Source organism: Polaromonas sp. P4_F6, from assembly GCF_056401275.1.
Genome location: NZ_JBFUJQ010000014.1, coordinates 22,970 through 38,793 on the forward strand (window position 1 = coordinate 22,970; position 15,824 = coordinate 38,793).

Consider the following 15,824-nt stretch of genomic DNA (forward strand, 5'->3'; position numbering starts at 1 on the left):
CGCCGATAATTGGCGGCTTTGGCCGTCCCGGCCCCGCGGTATTCCTTACGGCTCTTCCCTTTGTCCCCAGCTTTGACTCCCCTGACCATCACTTTTCCCGAATCGCTGCCCGTCTCCGGCAGGCGCGATGAAATCACCGCCGCGATGGCGGCCCACCAGGTCGTCATCGTCTGCGGCGAGACCGGCTCGGGCAAGACCACACAACTGCCCAAGATCGCGCTGGCCATGGGGCGCGGCAAGCTCAATTACCCGCCGGGGCAGGGCCGGCTCATAGGCCACACCCAGCCGCGCCGCATCGCCGCCTCCAGCGTGGCCAAGCGCATCGCCGAGGAACTCAAGACGCCGTTGGGCGAAGTGGTGGGCTACAAGGTGCGCTTCCAGGACCGGCTTTCGCGCGAGGCCTCCGTCAAGCTGATGACCGACGGCATTTTGCTGGCCGAGACGCAGACCGATCCGCTGCTCAAAGCCTATGACACCCTCATCATCGACGAGGCCCATGAGCGCAGCCTGAACATCGACTTCCTGCTGGGCTATTTGCGCCAGCTGCTGCCGCGACGGCCCGACCTCAAGGTGGTCATCACCTCGGCAACCATCGACGCGCAGCGCTTCGCGGACTATTTCGCGTCCAGCAAAGGGCCCGCTCCGGTCATCATGGTGTCGGGGCGCATGTTCCCGGTGGAGCAGCGCTACCGGCCGTTTGAGGAGTCGCGCGAGCATGACCTCAACGACGCGATCGCCGACGCCGTCGACGAGCTCTGGCTGAGCCCGCACAGCGCGGGCGACATCCTGGTATTTTTGCCGGGCGAGCGCGAGATCCGAGAGGCGGCCGACCATTTGCGCAAGCACCTGGCGCACCAGCCGTTGACGCGCAACGCCGAGGTGCTGCCGCTGTTCGCGCGCCTGAGCCAGGCCGAGCAGGACCGGATTTTCGACGGCCACAGCGGCCGGCGCATCGTGCTGGCCACCAACGTGGCCGAAACCTCGCTGACCGTGCCCGGCATTCGTTATGTGATCGATGCCGGCACTGCGCGCGTCAAGCGCTACAGCTTTCGCAACAAGGTCGAGCAGCTCATGGTGGAGCCGGTGTCGCAGGCCGCGGCCAACCAGCGCGCCGGCCGCTGCGGCCGCGTGGCCGACGGCATCTGCATACGGCTGTATGACGAGAAGGACTTCCAGGGCCGCCAGCCCTTTACCGACCCGGAAATCCTGCGCAGCTCGCTGGCCTCGGTGATTTTGCGCATGAAGGCGCTGCACCTGGGCAATGTCGAGGAGTTCGCCTTCATCGAGCCGCCGCAGCGCCGCGCGATTGCCGACGGCTACCAGCTGCTGGCCGAACTGGGCGCGGTGGACGAGGACAACGAGCTCACGCCCGTGGGCCGCACGCTGGCCAAACTGCCGCTGGACCCGCGCGTGGGCCGCATGATCCTGGAAGCCAGGGACCGCAACGCGCTGGACGAGGTGCTGGTGATTGCCAGCGCGCTCAGCGTGCAGGACGTGCGCGACCGTCCCATGGACAAGCAGGCCCAGGCCGACCAGCAGCACGCCAAGTTCGACGACGAAAAAAGCGAGTTCAGCGGCTACCTCAAGCTCTGGAAATGGCTGGGCGACGCCCGCGGCGGCCATGGCACCGACCACAAGCTCTCCAACCGCCAGTATGAAAACCTGCTGCGCGAGAACTATGTCAACGTGCGCCGCGTGCGCGAGTGGCGCGACATCCATTCGCAGCTGCATACGGTGGTCGGCGAGCAGAAATGGGCGCTCAATGACAAACCGGCCAGCTATGAGCAACTGCATCTTTCGATGCTGTGCGGCCTGCTGGGCAATATAGGCTGCAAGAGCGACGAGGAAGACTGGTACCTGGGCGCGCGCGGCATCAAGTTTTACCGTCACCCCGGCGCGCGCCTGAGCAAAAAGCCGGGCCGCTGGATCGTGGCGGCCGAATTGGTGGAAACCACGCGCCTGTTCGGCCGCGGCATTGCCAACATAGACCCGGCCTGGATAGAGCAGGTAGCCGGCCACCTGCTCAGCAAACAGCTGCTGGATCCGCACTGGGAGAAAAAAGCCGCCCAGGTCACGGCGCTGGAGCGCGCCACGCTGTACGGCCTGGTGGTCTACAACGGCCGGCGCGTCAACTTCGGCCGGGTCGACCCGGTCACGGCGCGCGAGATATTTATCCGCGAGGCGCTGGTGGCCGGCAACTGGGAGACCAAGCTGCCTTTCCTGGCGGCCAACCAGAAGCTGATCCAGCAGGTGCAGGACCTGGAACACAAAGCCAGGCGGCAGGACGTGCTGGTCGATGAAGAGCTGATTTACGCCTTTTACGACCAGCAGCTGCCGGCCGATGTGCACAGCGGCGCGGGTTGCGAGCACTGGTACAAGGAAGAATCCCGGAAGCAGCCGCAGTTGCTGCTGCTGACGCGCGAAGAGCTGATGCGCCACGAAGCGGCCGGCATCACCACCCAGTCCTTTCCCAAGACCCTGCGCATGGGGGGCGTGGACTGCGCGGTGACTTACCTGCACGAGCCCGGCGACGCGCGCGACGGCGTGACCGTTGAGGTGCCGCTGTTTGCGCTCAACCAGGTCAACGAGGAGCGCTGCGAGTGGCTGGTGCCCGGCATGCTCAAGGACAAGGTCCAGGCGCTGATCAAGACCCTGCACCAGCGACCGCGCTCGCGCCTGGTGCCGCTGCCCGAGACCGCCGCCCGCATGACCGAGCAGTTGCTGCAGCCCGAGGTCTTCGGCAGCGGCTCGCTGACGGACGCGGTGCTCAAGCTGGTGCGCGACGCGACCTCGCTGGACATCAAGCGCAACGACATGAAGCTGGACATGCTGCCGCCGCACCTGTTCATGAACTTCCGCGTGGTCGACGAGCACGGCCGCCAGCTGGGCGCGGGCCGTAACCTGGGCGCGCTCAAGGGAGAGCTTGGCTCACAGGCGCGCGGCGCTTTCCAGGCACTGGCCGGGCTCAAGAACCTGGCGAAAGCGCCCGAGCCGGCCGCCACTCCAGGCAAGACTCCCTCTGCCGGCAAGCCTGGCGCACCGGCAGCGGTGGAAAAACCGGCGGTCAAGGTGGCGGAACGCTACACGGGCTGGAGCTTTGGCGAACTGCCCGAGCTCATGGAAATTCGCAAGGGTTCACAGACGCTGATCGGCTTTCCGGCGCTGATTGACCTGGGCGATGCGGTCACCATCGAGGTGTTCGACGAACCCGATGCGGCGGCCGCCAAACACCGTGCCGGCCTGCGCAGGCTGTTTGCGCTGCAGATCAAGGACGCGCTCAAATACCTCGAGAAGAACCTGCCCGAGCTGCAGAAGATGGCCACGGCTTACATGCTGGTGGGACGCGCGGCCGACAACTCCGGCGGCGGCACACTCGAGGAACTGCGCGAGCAGATCATCGAGGTCGCGCTGGACCGGGCCTTCCTGCTCGACCCGCTGCCCACCAGCGAGGGCGAGTTCAAGAAGCGCATAGACGACGGCTGCGGCCGCCTGACCCTGATCGCCAGCGAGGTGGCCCGGCTGGCCGCGGGCATCCTGGCCGAATTCGCCGTGGCCCAGCGCAAGATCAAGGACAGCAAAAACGCCGCCGAAGCCGCGGCCGACGCCGCCCAGCAACTGCAGCGCCTGGTGCCCAAGCGTTTTCTGGCGCTCACGCCTTATGCGCAGCTGCAGCATTTCGCGCGCTACCTCAAAGCCATCACCTTGCGGCTGGAAAAATGGCGCGCCGACCCGGCACGCGACGCGGCTCGCCTGGCCGAACTGCGGCCGCAGGAACAGCGCTACTGGCGCCTGGTGGCCGAACGCAAGGGCGCGGTCGACGCGCGCATGCAGGAGTTCCGCTGGCTGCTGGAGGAACTGCGCGTGAGCTTTTTTGCGCAGGAGTTGCGCACACCACAGCCGGTCAGTGTCAAACGCTTAGAAAAGGCCTGGGCTCAACTGAATAGTTGAGCCCAGCCTTTCAGCGAAGGCTAACAATTGCCGAAGGCTTGTTATGCCGGAACTAAAAGGCCTGGGTGCAACTGAATAGTTGATGCCGGGTTTTGAGGTGCGCAAAAAAATGGCCTTGCAATGCAAGGCCATTTTTCCTGGTGATTCACCAGCGCCGATGCGAATTGGCTAGATGCGTCCCATCAACAGCAGGATCACGAGGATCAGCACCACGAGGCCGATACCGCCGCTGGGCCCATAGCCCCAGCTGCGGCTGTGGCCCCAGGTGGGCAGGGCGCCGACCAGGATCAGGATCAAGACAATCAGCAGGATGAGCGAGAGGGACATGAAAGCACTCCTTGTTTTATGTGCCTTGATTCTTGCCCGGGCCCAGGCACGATCAAGCAGGAGGGGGGCCTGTCCAGCCGTCGGTCAATGCTGACAGCCTTGGCCTACAGCCTGGCCAGGCGCTGCAGGGCGGTGTTCAGGGTTTCGTCTTTTTTGGCAAAACAAAAGCGCACCACACGCTGGTCGAAGCCGTTGCCGTAAAAAGCCGACAGCGGAATGGCCGCGACGCCGATTTCGGTGGTCAGCCATTTGCAGAATTCGGCTTCATCGAGGTCGCTGACCTCGGAGATGTCCACGCACTGGAAGTAGCTGCCTTCACTGGGTAGCAGCTTGAAACGGGTTTTGGCCAGGCCGTCCCGGAACAGGTCTCGCTTGCGCTGGTAGAAGGCCGGCAGGCCCAGGTAGGGCTGTTCGTCGGCCATGTAGGCGGCCAGGCCGTGCTGCACCGGTGTGTTGACCGTGAAGACATTGAACTGGTGCACCTTGCGGAATTCGGCCGTCAGTGCCGCGGGCGCGGCCACGTAGCCGACCTTCCAGCCGGTGACATGGTAGGTCTTGCCGAAGCTGCTCACGATAAAGGCGCGTGCGGCCAGGCCCGGAAAGCGCGCCGCGCTCTGGTGGAGGCGGCCCTGGGCCGCGTCGAACACCATGTGCTCGTAGACCTCGTCGCTGATCAGGAGAACGTCGGTGGGCGCCAGCAGTTCCTGCAGCGCCAGCATGTCGGCTTCGCTCCAGACCGTGGCGCTGGGGTTGTGCGGCGAGTTGACGATGATGGCACGCGTGCGCGGCGTGATGGCCGCGGCGATCTTGCCGAAGTCGGGACGGAAGGTGCCCGGCGTCAGCGGCACGCGAATCACCTTGCCGCCGGCCAGCTCGATATTGGGCACATAGCTGTCGTAGCAAGGCTCCAGCACGATGACTTCATCGCCGGGGTGGACCACGGCCAGGATGATGGTGATGATGGCCTGCGTTGCGCCCGCCGTGATGGTGATTTCGCTGTTGGCGTCGTAGCGGTGGCCGTAGAGCTTGGCCACCTTGGCCGAGATGGCCTCGCGCAGCACCGGCACGCCCGTCATGGGCGGGTACTGGTTCAGGCCCCGGGTCATGGCGTCGGTGACGGCATTGACCAGCTGCGGGTCGCATTCAAAATCAGGGAAGCCCTGGCCCAGGTTGACCGCGCCTTTTTCGGCGGCCAAGGTGGACATCACCGTGAAGATGGTGGTGCCGACGGCGGGCAGCTTGGTGGTCAGCGTGGGGGTGCGTTCTTGAGTGGTGGTCATGATTGCAAAGTGATGGTTTTTTCAAGTGGCCGCCGCGGAACCGGCTTTGCCGAGCCGCCAGCGGCGCCCCCTTGAGGGGGAGGCGGCCGCAGGCCGCTTCGGGGGAGGGTCAAATCTCGTAGTCGTTGACGCGGCCGGCCATGGCCTTGGTGATCAGGGCTCGGTCCAGCTTGTCGCTGAGCAATTCGGCGAATTTGTAGACAAAGTTGCGCAGGTAGGCGCTGCGCTTGAAGGCCACGCGGGCCACGTTGATGCCGAACAGCGGGCCGGCCGGGATGGCGATCAGGTCGCTGTTGGTGCCGTCTTCCTTGATGGCCATTTCGGCCACGATGCCCACGCCCAGGCCCAGGCGCACATAGGTCTTGATGACGTCGGAGTCTATGGCCTCCAGCGCGATGCGCGGCTGCAGGCGCTTGGCGGCAAAGGCCAGGTCTATCTTGGTGCGGCCGGTGAAGGACGGGTGGTAGGTGATCAGCGGCTCCTCGGCGAGGTCTTCCAGCGTGATGTTTTCCTTTTTCGCCAGCGGGTGGTCCACGGGGATCACCAGCATGTGCTGCCATTCGTAGCAGGGCAGGGTGACGAGGTCGTCGTACTGCGTCAGCGACTCGGTGGCGATGCCGATTTCGGCGACTTCGTCGAGCACCATGCGCGCCACCTGGTCGGGCGAGCCCTGGTGCAGGCTGACGTTGACCTTGGGAAAGGCCTCGCGCAGCTTGGCCACCGGCTGCGGCAGCACATAACGGGCCTGGGTGTGCGTGGTGGCGATGGACAGCGTGCCGCTGTCCTGGGCCGAGAACTGCTCGCCGATGCGGCGCAGGTTGCCGACCTCGCGCATGATCAGTTCGATGCTTTTGAGCACATGCTCGCCGGGTTCGGTGACGCGCTTGAGGCGCTTGCCGTGCCGCGCGAAGATTTCCACGCCCAGTTCTTCCTCAAGTTCGATGATGGCCTTGGAGACGCCGGGCTGCGAGGTGTGCAAGGCCTTGGCGGTTTCGGTGAGGTTCAGGTTGCGCCGTATGGCCTCCTGGACAAAGCGGAATTGGTGAAGGTTCATATCGAATTCAGGCTAATTATTCACTTTATTATGCCCGTATTGCGCTAAAGAAGCGGCCGGCAGCTTGCCGGCGGCCGTGCCGGCCCGGCCTCAGCCCAGCGCGATGCCGGCCATCAGGGCCGTGAGTTCGGGATATTCGCCGGCGGTGGGCAGCAGCTCGACGGCGATGCCGGGATGGCTGGCCTGGATTTGCCCGACCAGCCGCGGCAAGTCCTCGCGGGCATGTTTGCCCACGCCGAAGAACAGCGGAAACACCCGGATGGCGCGCGCACCGCCGGCGGCGAGTTCCGCCGCGGCTTCAGGCAGGGTGGGCGGGCAAAGCTCCAGGTAGGCGCAGAGCACCGGGGTGCCGGGCGCGCGGGCGCGCACCTGCGCGGCCACGGCTTCTATGGGCGCGCGCCACAGCGGGTCGCGCGAGCCGTGGGCCAGCAGGATGATGCCGCGGGGCGGTGCTGCCGTGGTCGCCATGGCCATTCGTTTGCCTGCCTAGCGCCGCAGCACCAGCCAGCCGAAAGCGCCCAGCGAAACAGCCATGTAAAGCATGCCGGGCGTGGCGGCCGCCAGCCAGGGCATCCAGTTGCGCAGGTTGCCGATGTAGCCGAAGACGTTGTTGAGCAGGAAGAAGCTGATGCCTATCATGACCCCGGCAAACACATAACCCGCGATGCCGCCGGAGCGAAAGTGCAGGTAGGCGAAAGGCAGGGCCAGGATCACCATCACCAGGCAGCTGAGCGGGTAGAACACCTTTTTCCAGAATTCGATTTCATAGCGCTGGGCCGTCTGGCCGTTGGCGTCCAGGTGGCGCACGTAGTTAAAGAGGTCTATGGTGCCCATGCGCTCGGGCTTGAGCAGCGCCACCGAGACCATTTCGGCGCTGATCTCGGTGGGCCAGCGAAAGGTTTCCAGCACCGCCCGGCTGACCTTGGCGCTTTCCTGCGGCCTGGCGGCGCTGGGCGCGCCGCTGACCTCGAACTCCGCGCGGGTGGCCTGCTGCAGCTGCCAGGCATCGCCGGCGGCAAAAGTCGCCAACGGCGCCTGGGTGGTGGAGACGATCAGCCCCTTGTTGTTGAACTCGAACACCTGCACGCCCTGCATCTCGTTGTCGGGGGTGAGGGCCCTCACATTGACTACATAGGTGTTGTAGGCCTGTTTTTCCTTGAGCCAGGCGCCGGTCTGGCCTATGGTGATCTTGCTTTGGTAGCGCGCCTTGAGCAGTTGCGCGGCGCGATCGCTGGCCGGCGCCACGTAGTCGCCCACCACGAAGCTGAACACCACAAACAGCGCGCCCAGGACCAGCAGCAGCTTGAGCGCGCGCCAGGGGCCCAGGCCGCTGGTTCGCAAAATGGTGTATTCCGAACTCTGGGCCAGCCGCGCCATGACAAAAATCGTGCCTATCAGCACCGAGATGGGCAGCAGCTCGTAAAGGTGGTTGGGCACCAGCAGGCCCACATACAGCAGCGCATGGCGGATCTGGTAAATCTCGCCGGGGTTGATGCCGTTGCTTTTGCCGAGGTACTGCAGTTCGTCGACCAGGTCGAAAAAGAAGAACAGGGCCAGGAAGCCCAGGGCCACCAGGGCGATGGCGGCCAGCACTTCCCCGTAAATCAGGCGGCGTATGGTTTTCATGCTTGCTGGCTTTCGGTGTTGCGCACGGCCATGGGCTGGCGCTTGATGCGCCGGGCGGGCCTGAGCACCCAGTTGAACTGCCGCTTGGACAGCCAGACCAGGCCCAGCAGCAGCACGCCGCCGTGCAGGGCCAGCAGGAAGTTGCTGAAGCTGATGAGGCCCACAAAAATCCAGCTCTGCCCGAGGTTGACGAGGTTGTTGTAGACCACGAAGGTCAGCAGCACAAAAATCATGTTGCCGCTGCGCCCGCCGCGCGGGTTCACGCTGGCCAGGGCCACGGCCAGCACGACGAAGTTGATGGCTGCCAGCGCCAGTCCGATGCGCCAGGCCAGTTCGCTGAGGTTGCCGCGCGTGGGCGCCTTGATCAGCGAGCGGGTGGACAGCAGCTTGGCTTCGGGCGTGTTTTCAGCGAGTGGATTGGAGTCGCCGGTCTTGGTGCCGTACTCCTCAAAATCGCTGATCTTGAGCGCCGGCTGGCCGATCACGTTTTCCAGGCGCTGCCCGTTCTCGAGCATCAGGAACTGGGCGTCGTTCAGCACCTCGATGCGGCCGGAACGCGCGGTGGTGATGGAGCTTTTGCCTTTTTCCGTGGCGGCGATGAACACATTGTTGCTGGCCCGCGCGCCCGCCAGCTCGCGGTCTATGAAGAACACCCGGTTGCCGCTGGAGGACTCCTGGAACTGCCCGGGGGCGATGCGGTCTATGTCGCCGCGCTGCTCGTAGCGGCTTTGCATGTCCTTGGTCTGCTGGTTGGTCCAGGGCCAGACAAACAGCGCCATCAGCGTGATCACCAGCAGCACCGGCCAGGAAAAACGGAAAAGCGGCCGCAAAAAGCCGGCCAAGCCCTGGCCGCTGGTGAACCAGACCACCATCTCGCTGTCGCGGTACATGCGCGAGAGGGTGCTGACCATGGCGATGAAGAGCGACAGCGTGAGAATGGTCGGCAGGCGGCCCAGCGCGGAGTAGGCCATGAAGAGCATGACGTCCTGCGGATTGATGAAACCGCGCGAGGCCTGGCCCAGCGTGCGGATCAGCACAATGGTCATCACGATGGTGACCAGCACCACCAGCGTGGCCCCGAAACTGCGCGCCAGCTCTTTGCGAATCGAAGATTGGAATAACATTGACTCAAATATCTGCGTTTGTTTTATTTTTGTTTTACTTTGGTTTACCCACCAGACCCTGAATTATGGACTTTGAACTCAAAACACTGACCCGCGCCCGCATTTGCAGTGAAAAAACCGACGCGCTGCTGGTGCTGGTCCCCCAGGGCCGGGACGCCGGCAGCGACCCGCTTTCGGCGCTCACCGCGCTGGCCATCAAGTCCGGGGACTTCGAGGCCAAGCCGGGCAAGCTGCTGGCCGCCTACCGGGCGCCCGGCATCGCCGCCACGCGCCTGGTGCTGGCGGGGGTGGGCGATGCCAGCCCCAAAAACATCCGCACGGCCGTGACCGCGGCCCTGGGTGCCGTGAAGAACGGCAACACGCAGCGCCTGGTGCTGTGCCTGGACCTGCTGGACGGGCTGCAGGCCGAGGCCGTGCGCGCCGCCGTGACGGCCTGCAGTGAAGCGGCCTACGTCTACACCACCACCAAGTCCACGGCCAGCCCTTCGAAGCTGCAGCGTGTGCTGCTGGCTGTGGGCGACGCCGCGAACGCCAAGGCGGCCAAGGCCGGCCTGGACAAAGGCGTGGCGCTGGTCAAAGGCCTGGAATTCGCCAAGGAATGGGCCAACCGGCCGTCCAACCATGCCACGCCGACTCTGCTGGCCGGCGCCGCCAAGGAATTGGGCAAGCTGCGCAATATCAAGGTCGAGGTGCTGGGCCCCAAAGAGGTCGCCAAACTGGGCATGGGCTCCTTCATGGCCGTGGCCCAGGGCACGGCCGAACCGCTGCGTTTCATCGTGCTGCGCTACGACGGCGCGGCCAAGTCCGCGGCGCCCGTGGTGCTGGTCGGCAAAGGCATCACTTTTGACACCGGCGGCATCTCCATCAAACCGGCCGCCGAGATGGACGAAATGAAATTCGACATGTGCGGCGCCGCGAGCGTGCTGGGCACCTTCCGGGCGCTGGCCGAACTGCAGCCCGCGCTCAATGTGGTGGGCCTGATCCCGGCCTGCGAAAACATGCCGGGCGGCCGCGCCGTCAAGCCGGGCGACGTGGTCACCAGCATGAGCGGCCAGACCATTGAAATCCTGAACACCGACGCCGAAGGGCGCCTGGTGCTCTGCGATGCCCTGACCTACGCCGAGCGCTTCAAGCCCAGGGCCGTGGTCGACATCGCCACGCTGACCGGCGCCTGCGTGATCGCGCTGGGCGGCGTGCGCAGCGGGATGTTTTCCACCGACGATGCCCTGGCCGAGGCGCTGGCGCAGGCCGGCGAGTCGTCCATGGACCTGTGCTGGCGCATGCCGCTGGACGATGATTACGCCGAAGGCCTGAAGACCAATTTTGCCGACGTCGCCAATGTGGCCGGCAGGGCCGGCGGCGCGATCACCGCCGCCAAGTTCCTGCAGCGCTTTGCGGCCAGTTTCCCATGGGCGCACCTGGACATCGCCGGCACCGCCTGGAAAGGCGGCGCCGCCAAGGGAGCCACCGGCCGGCCCGTGCCGCTGCTGCTGGACTACCTGCTCGGCCAGGCGGCTGCGGCCAAACCCAAGGCGCCCGCCAAACCCAAGGCCGCCGCCAGAACACGGGCATGACCGAAATCGCTTTTCACTTCAACGTGCCGGACAAGCTGGCCTACAGCTGCCGCTTGCTACGGAAGGCTTACCTCAGTGGCGCCAGCGTGGTGGTGACCGGTGAACCCGCGATGCTGGCCGAGCTGGACCAGCTGATGTGGAGTTTTTCGCCGGCCGAGTTTGTGCCGCATTGCCGGGCCGGCTCGGCGCAAAGCACCCTGGCGGCCTCGCCCGTGGTGCTGGCCGAGTCGCTGCAGGACTGCCCGCATTACGGCGTGCTGGTCAACCTGGGGCAGGGCATTCCGCCCGAGTTCGAGCGCTTTGAACGGTTTATCGAAGTGGTGGCGCGGGAGGATGAAGACCGCCTCGCCGCGCGCAGCCGCTGGAAACATTACACCGACAGGGGCTATGCGATGAAACGGCATGACCTGGCCACGGCCGGGGAGGGCGCATGAACCGTCCGCCGCCCGCGCCGCCGCGTTTTGTCCCGACCTTGACGGAAGTCGTGCGGCCCGTCGCCGCGCCCATGCCGGCTTTTGGCCCGGCCGCCGCGGCACCGGCCTCGCCCGCGCAGCCGGCAGCCCTTGCGGCTTCGCCGGACCTGCAGGAGCAGATGGTGCAGCGCGTGCTGCAGCGTGTGGACCTGATGCTGGACCGGCGTCTGCGCGAGGTGGTAGGCCAGCTCATTCTTGAGCACACGCAAAGCCTGGCGCCGCGCCTTCGCGAAGAAATCGAGGACGTTGTTCGCCAGTCCGTGAGCCAGGCTTTCGCGAATGAAACCACGCCGCCGACGGCCGGTGGATAGGTCGCCCAGGTGACTGTTGAGGCCTGCGTGTTTTGCACGCGCGGCGCCGTCGCGCGCGCTGTTGAAACACACCCTCACATAAGCCGGCCTGCTCCCCGGGTAAACCCCCTTATCAGAAATTAACCTAGGGACGTTGCTATGGTGCGGGCCCGGAAATTGCGTTATGTTCGGCCCCGTTGAGTAAAAAAATTCGTTCTCAACCTTTAACGGTAATTTCCTAATCGGAGTGTTTTTTATGCAAATGAAATTAAAACTGACAGTAGTGGCTGCCCTCGCTGCGGTGGCGGGTTTTGCTTCTGCCCAAGACGCAGTCGTCAAAATCGGTCACGTCGCGCCGCTGTCCGGCTCGCAGGCCCATTACGGCAAAGACAATGAGAACGGCGTGCGCATGGCCATCGAAGACCTGAACGCGCAAAACGTGGTCATCGGCGGCAAGAAGGTCAAGTTTGAAATTGTTGCTGAAGATGATGCTGCTGATCCAAAACAGGGCACCGCAGCCGCACAAAAACTGTGCGACTCCAAAGTCGCTGGCGTGGTCGGCCACCTGAATTCCGGCACGACGATTCCCGCTTCCAAGGTCTACAACGACTGCGGCATTCCCCACGTCACGGGCGCTGCAACCAACCCCAACCTGACCAAGCCAGGCTACAAAACCACCTACCGCATCATCGCCAACGACAACGCCCTGGGCGCTGGCCTGGCTTTCTATGCCGCCGACGCACTGAAGCTGAAGAAAGTCGCGATCATCGACGACCGTACCGCTTACGGCCAAGGCGTTGCTGAAGTGTTCAAGAAGACGGCCCTGGCAAAAGGCATGACCGTCGTTGACGAACAGTTCACGACCGACAAGGCCACCGACTTCATGGCCATCCTGACCGCGGTCAAGGCCAAGGCTCCTGACGCCATCTTCTTCGGCGGCATGGACCCACAAGGCGGCCCTATGCTGCGCCAGATGGAACAGCTCGGCATGAGCAACGTCAAGTACTTCGGCGGTGACGGCATCTGCACGGCCGAACTGGCCAAGCTGGCAGCCGGCGCCAAGACCATCGGCAACGTGGTCTGCGCTGAAGGCGGTGCTTCCCTGGCAAAAATGCCTGGCGGCGAAGCCTGGAAAAAGCGTTACGACGCCAAGTACCCCAACCAGTTCCAGGTTTACAGCCCGTACACCTATGACGCGACTTTTGTCCTGGTTGACGCCATGAAGCGCGCCGGTTCCTGGGATCCAAAGGTTTACACCCCTGAGCTGATCAAGACCAACTTCAAGGGCGTGACCACCACGATCTCCTTCGAACCCAATGGCGAACTGAAGAACCCCGCCATCACCCTGTACGTCTACAAGGACGGCAAGAAGTCCGCTCTGAACTGATCGTTCACCGCGAACCAAAAAAGCCACCGCAAGGTGGCTTTTTTTTGCCCTTTTTCCGTGCGCCTTGCCGCTGCGGGCAGGGCAGGAAATCGTCGAAACATTGTTCGCCAAAAGACAATGTCCTGAAGCTCCATGCGCTTGCCCGCCCAGAATGTCCCCAGGCAGGTTGTTGAACGTCCGGCAGGAAAGAGCCGGCGACGACCCGCCTGAGAAGCACTTATTGGGTCAACCTTCTTCCTGGAGACATAAAAATGGCTAAACCGCAAGCACACCTGGAAAGTCAGGCCGCACCCGGCATCATGGGTGCCGCAGCCGACGAGGTCGTGGTACTCACCGATATCCTGGGGCGCAAACTGAAAATCAAGCCCCTCGACATCCTCTACGAAAGCCAGCTCACCCGGATGTTCGGCACCGAGGCGGCCAATTTGCCTTACATGATGGGCTTTGTATACCCCGCCGCTTCGGTGTGCGAAATCGACGGGGTGGCCTATCCGCGTCCCACCAGCCAGCAGGAAGTCGACGAGGCCATCCAGCGCCTGGGCCGTGAGGGTTTTGCCGCATTCCTGCAGCACATGCAATCGGAAATGGAAAAGCTCAAGCAGGTGGCCGAAAGCGGCGCGGAGGCAAAACCGGAATAGGCTCCGGGCCTCGCAGGCGAGCTGGCGTTGGGAGACGCCAAATGAAAAACGGGGCGCAAGGCCCCGTTTTTACTGACTCACTGGCGGAAGAGGCGGGATTCGAACCCGCGGTAGGTTTAACCCTACGCACGCTTTCCAGGCGTGTGACTTAAACCACTCATCCACCCTTCCGCGAAGCCTTTGATTATAGCAGTGCCTCGGCCTGGCGAGCTGAAAAACACGGCACAAATGCACGCACTAGTGGACCGCACCCTGGAAACGGTGCTTTTCCAGCTGGGCCATGGTGACGAATTCCAGCGCCTTGCTGTGGGTGGATTCCAGCACCACGGGCGGCGCCTGGCCGGCCTCCAGCGCCTCTCGCCAGCGGTTGGCACACAGGCACCAGCGGTCGCCCGGCTTGAGGCCGGCAAAACGGTGGGCGGGCCGCGGTGTGCTCAGGTCATTGCCACGCAAGGCGGAAAACGCCAGGAATTCGGCGGTCACCCGCACGCAGACCAGGTGGGAGCCGAGGTCCGAGGCGTCCGTGTTGCAGCAGCCGTCCCGGAAATAGCCGGTGAGCGGGTCGTAGGAGCAGGGCACCAGGTCCGTGCCCAGGACGTTTTTTGCGGTCATGGTGTGTCCCCGGCTGGCCTGTTTCAGGCCTTGTTGGCCTGCACCATTTTCATGGCCGAGCCGATCAGGGCGCCAACCTCGGTCATGTTGCTGGGCACGATCAGGGTGGTGGTGGCGTCTTTGGCGACCTTGGAATAGGCGTCCACCGCCTGCTGGGCGACCTTGAGCTGCACGGCCTGCTCGCCGCCGGGCTGGCGAATGGCGGCCGCCACCATCTCGATGGCCTTGGCATTGGCGTCGGCCACGGCCATGATGGCCGCCGCTTCGCCCTGGGCGTTGTTGATGGCGGCCAGTTTTTCGCCTTCGGAGCGGGCGATAAAGGCCTCGCGCTCGCCGGTGGCGATGTTGATCTGCTCCTGGCGGCGGCCTTCCGATGCCGCGATCAGCGCGCGCTTTTCACGTTCGGCGGTGATCTGCGACTGCATGGCGTGCAGGATTTCCTTGGGCGGCGTCAAGTCCTTGATTTCATAGCGCAGCACCTTCACGCCCCAGTTCAGCGCCGCTTCGTCGATGGCGGCAACGACCTGCGCGTTGATGATGTCGCGCTCTTCAAAGGTTTTGTCGAGCTCCAGCTTGCCGATGACGGAGCGCAGCGAGGTCTGGGCCAGTTGCGTGACGGCCACGATGTAGTTGGACGAGCCGTAGCTGGCACGCATCGGGTCGGTCACCTGGAAGTAGAGGATGCCGTCCACCTGCAGCTGGGTGTTGTCGCGCGTGATGCAGACCTGGCTGGGCACATCCAGCGGGATTTCCTTGAGGCTGTGCTTGTAGGCGACGCGGTCGACAAAGGGAATCAGCCAGTTCAGGCCGGGAGTCAGGGTGCCCGCATATTTCCCCAGGCGCTCCTTGACCCAGGCATTCTGCTGGGGCACGACCTTGATGGCGCGGATGACAAAGATCATCGCGACGATGAAAACGATAAGTGCTACATAAGACGACATGGTGATTCCCTCAGATTTTTTCTACGACCAGTTTGCTGCCAATGACTTCCCGGATACGGTGCAGGCCCGCGGAGGGCGCTGCGCCGGCCGCCTGCACAACCGCCCATTGCGCGCCGCGGTAGCGCACCAGCGCCGTGCCGTCGGCTTGCCAGTCGTCGACCTGCACGGTTTCGCCGATATCCATGTTGACGTCCGGATTGGTCCCGGGCGGCAGGGCTTCGGGGCCCCGGCTGCGGACAAGATGGGCAATGCCGACGGTGGCCGAACCCACCACGGCGGCGGTAATGAGCTGCACGGACGTTGAGGCGCCCAGGTGGGCGGCAAGGGCCGCGGCCGCCAACCCTAGGGCCACCATCAGCAGGTAAAACGTTCCCGTCGCCAGTTCCACCGCGACCGCCACGCCGGCCAGCAGCCACCAGATCGTCGATTCACTCATGCTTCCTCCTTTTGTCGGTCATCCGCTACATTTTGGGGCAATTAGACCCCAAGACAAGCGTAGCGCAACAATATGTCCTTACACTTCGCTGCTTGGAAAAAGCTTCATTCCCGC

At 64.1% G+C, this 15,824-nt stretch carries 15 protein-coding genes and 1 tRNA gene; 6 read left to right on the forward strand and 10 right to left on the reverse strand.

Features of this window, described 5'->3' with window-relative positions:
- Positions 1 to 144: 144 nt before the first annotated feature.
- The gene (hrpA, locus tag AC1DUN_RS22800) at positions 145 to 3,948 is read left to right on the forward strand and encodes an ATP-dependent RNA helicase HrpA (protein WP_477716020.1); all 3,804 of its coding nucleotides are present in this window, start codon (positions 145 to 147) and stop codon (positions 3,946 to 3,948) included.
- 168 nt (positions 3,949 to 4,116) lie between these two features.
- Here the strand turns inward: hrpA and AC1DUN_RS22805 are convergent, their stop codons facing one another.
- The 6 genes from AC1DUN_RS22805 to lptF form a co-directional block, all read right to left on the reverse strand.
- Positions 4,117 to 4,275, reverse strand: coding sequence for a DUF3309 family protein (locus AC1DUN_RS22805; protein WP_007856361.1), 159 nt, complete (start codon positions 4,273 to 4,275; stop codon positions 4,117 to 4,119).
- A 104-nt stretch (positions 4,276 to 4,379) separates the two neighbouring features.
- The gene (locus tag AC1DUN_RS22810; protein ID WP_477715978.1) at positions 4,380 to 5,555 is read right to left on the reverse strand and encodes a pyridoxal phosphate-dependent aminotransferase; all 1,176 of its coding nucleotides are present in this window, start codon (positions 5,553 to 5,555) and stop codon (positions 4,380 to 4,382) included.
- A gap of 109 nt (positions 5,556 to 5,664) precedes the next feature.
- The gene (locus AC1DUN_RS22815; protein WP_477663040.1) at positions 5,665 to 6,609 is read right to left on the reverse strand and encodes a CysB family HTH-type transcriptional regulator; all 945 of its coding nucleotides are present in this window, start codon (positions 6,607 to 6,609) and stop codon (positions 5,665 to 5,667) included.
- A 90-nt stretch (positions 6,610 to 6,699) separates the two neighbouring features.
- Positions 6,700 to 7,083 (reverse strand): sirohydrochlorin chelatase, encoded by a 384-nt coding sequence (locus AC1DUN_RS22820; RefSeq protein ID WP_477715979.1) that lies wholly within the window; start codon positions 7,081 to 7,083, stop codon positions 6,700 to 6,702.
- Between the two features lie 12 nt (positions 7,084 to 7,095).
- The gene (lptG, locus tag AC1DUN_RS22825) at positions 7,096 to 8,235 is read right to left on the reverse strand and encodes an LPS export ABC transporter permease LptG (protein ID WP_477701046.1); all 1,140 of its coding nucleotides are present in this window, start codon (positions 8,233 to 8,235) and stop codon (positions 7,096 to 7,098) included.
- Positions 8,232 to 9,359 carry an LPS export ABC transporter permease LptF gene (gene lptF / locus AC1DUN_RS22830; RefSeq protein WP_477663043.1) on the reverse strand — a complete coding sequence of 376 codons (1,128 nt, stop codon included), beginning with the start codon at positions 9,357 to 9,359 and terminating at the stop codon, positions 8,232 to 8,234. The genes lptG and lptF overlap by 4 nt, the downstream gene beginning before the upstream one ends.
- A gap of 65 nt (positions 9,360 to 9,424) precedes the next feature.
- On the opposite strand from lptF, the gene AC1DUN_RS22835 reads away from it, so the two are divergent.
- The 5 genes from AC1DUN_RS22835 (at position 9,425) to AC1DUN_RS22855 (ending at position 13,721) form a co-directional block, all read left to right on the forward strand.
- A complete protein-coding gene (locus tag AC1DUN_RS22835) occupies positions 9,425 to 10,933 on the forward strand; it encodes a leucyl aminopeptidase (protein WP_477715980.1) in 1,509 nt (502 codons plus the stop codon).
- Positions 10,930 to 11,367, forward strand: a complete 438-nt coding sequence (locus AC1DUN_RS22840) for a DNA polymerase III subunit chi (RefSeq protein WP_477715981.1) — start codon at positions 10,930 to 10,932, stop codon at positions 11,365 to 11,367. The genes AC1DUN_RS22835 and AC1DUN_RS22840 overlap by 4 nt, the downstream gene beginning before the upstream one ends.
- Positions 11,364 to 11,717 carry a hypothetical protein gene (locus AC1DUN_RS22845; RefSeq protein WP_477715982.1) on the forward strand — a complete coding sequence of 118 codons (354 nt, stop codon included), beginning with the start codon at positions 11,364 to 11,366 and terminating at the stop codon, positions 11,715 to 11,717. Before AC1DUN_RS22840 ends, AC1DUN_RS22845 begins: the two co-directional genes overlap by 4 nt.
- Positions 11,718 to 11,952: 235 nt before the next feature.
- The gene (locus AC1DUN_RS22850) at positions 11,953 to 13,083 is read left to right on the forward strand and encodes a branched-chain amino acid ABC transporter substrate-binding protein (RefSeq protein ID WP_074575116.1); all 1,131 of its coding nucleotides are present in this window, start codon (positions 11,953 to 11,955) and stop codon (positions 13,081 to 13,083) included.
- Between the two features lie 251 nt (positions 13,084 to 13,334).
- Positions 13,335 to 13,721, forward strand: coding sequence for a hypothetical protein (locus AC1DUN_RS22855; RefSeq protein ID WP_477715983.1), 387 nt, complete (start codon positions 13,335 to 13,337; stop codon positions 13,719 to 13,721).
- An 81-nt stretch (positions 13,722 to 13,802) separates the two neighbouring features.
- On the opposite strand, the gene AC1DUN_RS22860 is transcribed toward AC1DUN_RS22855, so the two are convergent.
- The 4 genes from AC1DUN_RS22860 to AC1DUN_RS22875 form a co-directional block, all read right to left on the reverse strand.
- Positions 13,803 to 13,892 (reverse strand) — tRNA-Ser (locus tag AC1DUN_RS22860).
- A gap of 66 nt (positions 13,893 to 13,958) precedes the next feature.
- Entirely contained in the window at positions 13,959 to 14,333 is a 375-nt protein-coding gene (locus AC1DUN_RS22865) for a DUF2237 family protein (protein ID WP_074574448.1), read from the reverse strand.
- Positions 14,334 to 14,356: 23 nt separating this feature from the next.
- The gene (locus AC1DUN_RS22870; protein WP_007865341.1) at positions 14,357 to 15,274 is read right to left on the reverse strand and encodes an SPFH domain-containing protein; all 918 of its coding nucleotides are present in this window, start codon (positions 15,272 to 15,274) and stop codon (positions 14,357 to 14,359) included.
- Positions 15,275 to 15,284: 10 nt separating this feature from the next.
- A complete protein-coding gene (locus AC1DUN_RS22875) occupies positions 15,285 to 15,710 on the reverse strand; it encodes an NfeD family protein (protein WP_477715984.1) in 426 nt (141 codons plus the stop codon).
- Between the last annotated feature and the right edge of the window lie 114 nt (positions 15,711 to 15,824).

Excerpts from the sequence above, each read along its gene's own strand:
- hrpA (WP_477716020.1), top strand. The coding sequence starts at position 145 with ATGGCGGCCCACCAGGTCGTCATCGTCTGCGGCGAGACCGGCTCGGGC.
- AC1DUN_RS22805 (WP_007856361.1), bottom strand. The coding sequence starts at position 4,275 with ATGTCCCTCTCGCTCATCCTGCTGATTGTCTTGATCCTGATCCTGGTC.
- AC1DUN_RS22810 (WP_477715978.1), bottom strand. The coding sequence starts at position 5,555 with ATGACCACCACTCAAGAACGCACCCCCACGCTGACCACCAAGCTGCCC.
- AC1DUN_RS22815 (WP_477663040.1), bottom strand. The coding sequence starts at position 6,609 with ATGAACCTTCACCAATTCCGCTTTGTCCAGGAGGCCATACGGCGCAAC.
- AC1DUN_RS22820 (WP_477715979.1), bottom strand. The coding sequence starts at position 7,083 with ATGGCCATGGCGACCACGGCAGCACCGCCCCGCGGCATCATCCTGCTG.
- lptG (WP_477701046.1), bottom strand. The coding sequence starts at position 8,235 with ATGAAAACCATACGCCGCCTGATTTACGGGGAAGTGCTGGCCGCCATC.
- lptF (WP_477663043.1), bottom strand. The coding sequence starts at position 9,359 with ATGTTATTCCAATCTTCGATTCGCAAAGAGCTGGCGCGCAGTTTCGGG.
- AC1DUN_RS22835 (WP_477715980.1), top strand. The coding sequence starts at position 9,425 with ATGGACTTTGAACTCAAAACACTGACCCGCGCCCGCATTTGCAGTGAA.
- AC1DUN_RS22840 (WP_477715981.1), top strand. The coding sequence starts at position 10,930 with ATGACCGAAATCGCTTTTCACTTCAACGTGCCGGACAAGCTGGCCTAC.
- AC1DUN_RS22845 (WP_477715982.1), top strand. The coding sequence starts at position 11,364 with ATGAACCGTCCGCCGCCCGCGCCGCCGCGTTTTGTCCCGACCTTGACG.
- AC1DUN_RS22850 (WP_074575116.1), top strand. The coding sequence starts at position 11,953 with ATGCAAATGAAATTAAAACTGACAGTAGTGGCTGCCCTCGCTGCGGTG.
- AC1DUN_RS22855 (WP_477715983.1), top strand. The coding sequence starts at position 13,335 with ATGGCTAAACCGCAAGCACACCTGGAAAGTCAGGCCGCACCCGGCATC.
- AC1DUN_RS22865 (WP_074574448.1), bottom strand. The coding sequence starts at position 14,333 with ATGACCGCAAAAAACGTCCTGGGCACGGACCTGGTGCCCTGCTCCTAC.
- AC1DUN_RS22870 (WP_007865341.1), bottom strand. The coding sequence starts at position 15,274 with ATGTCGTCTTATGTAGCACTTATCGTTTTCATCGTCGCGATGATCTTT.
- AC1DUN_RS22875 (WP_477715984.1), bottom strand. The coding sequence starts at position 15,710 with ATGAGTGAATCGACGATCTGGTGGCTGCTGGCCGGCGTGGCGGTCGCG.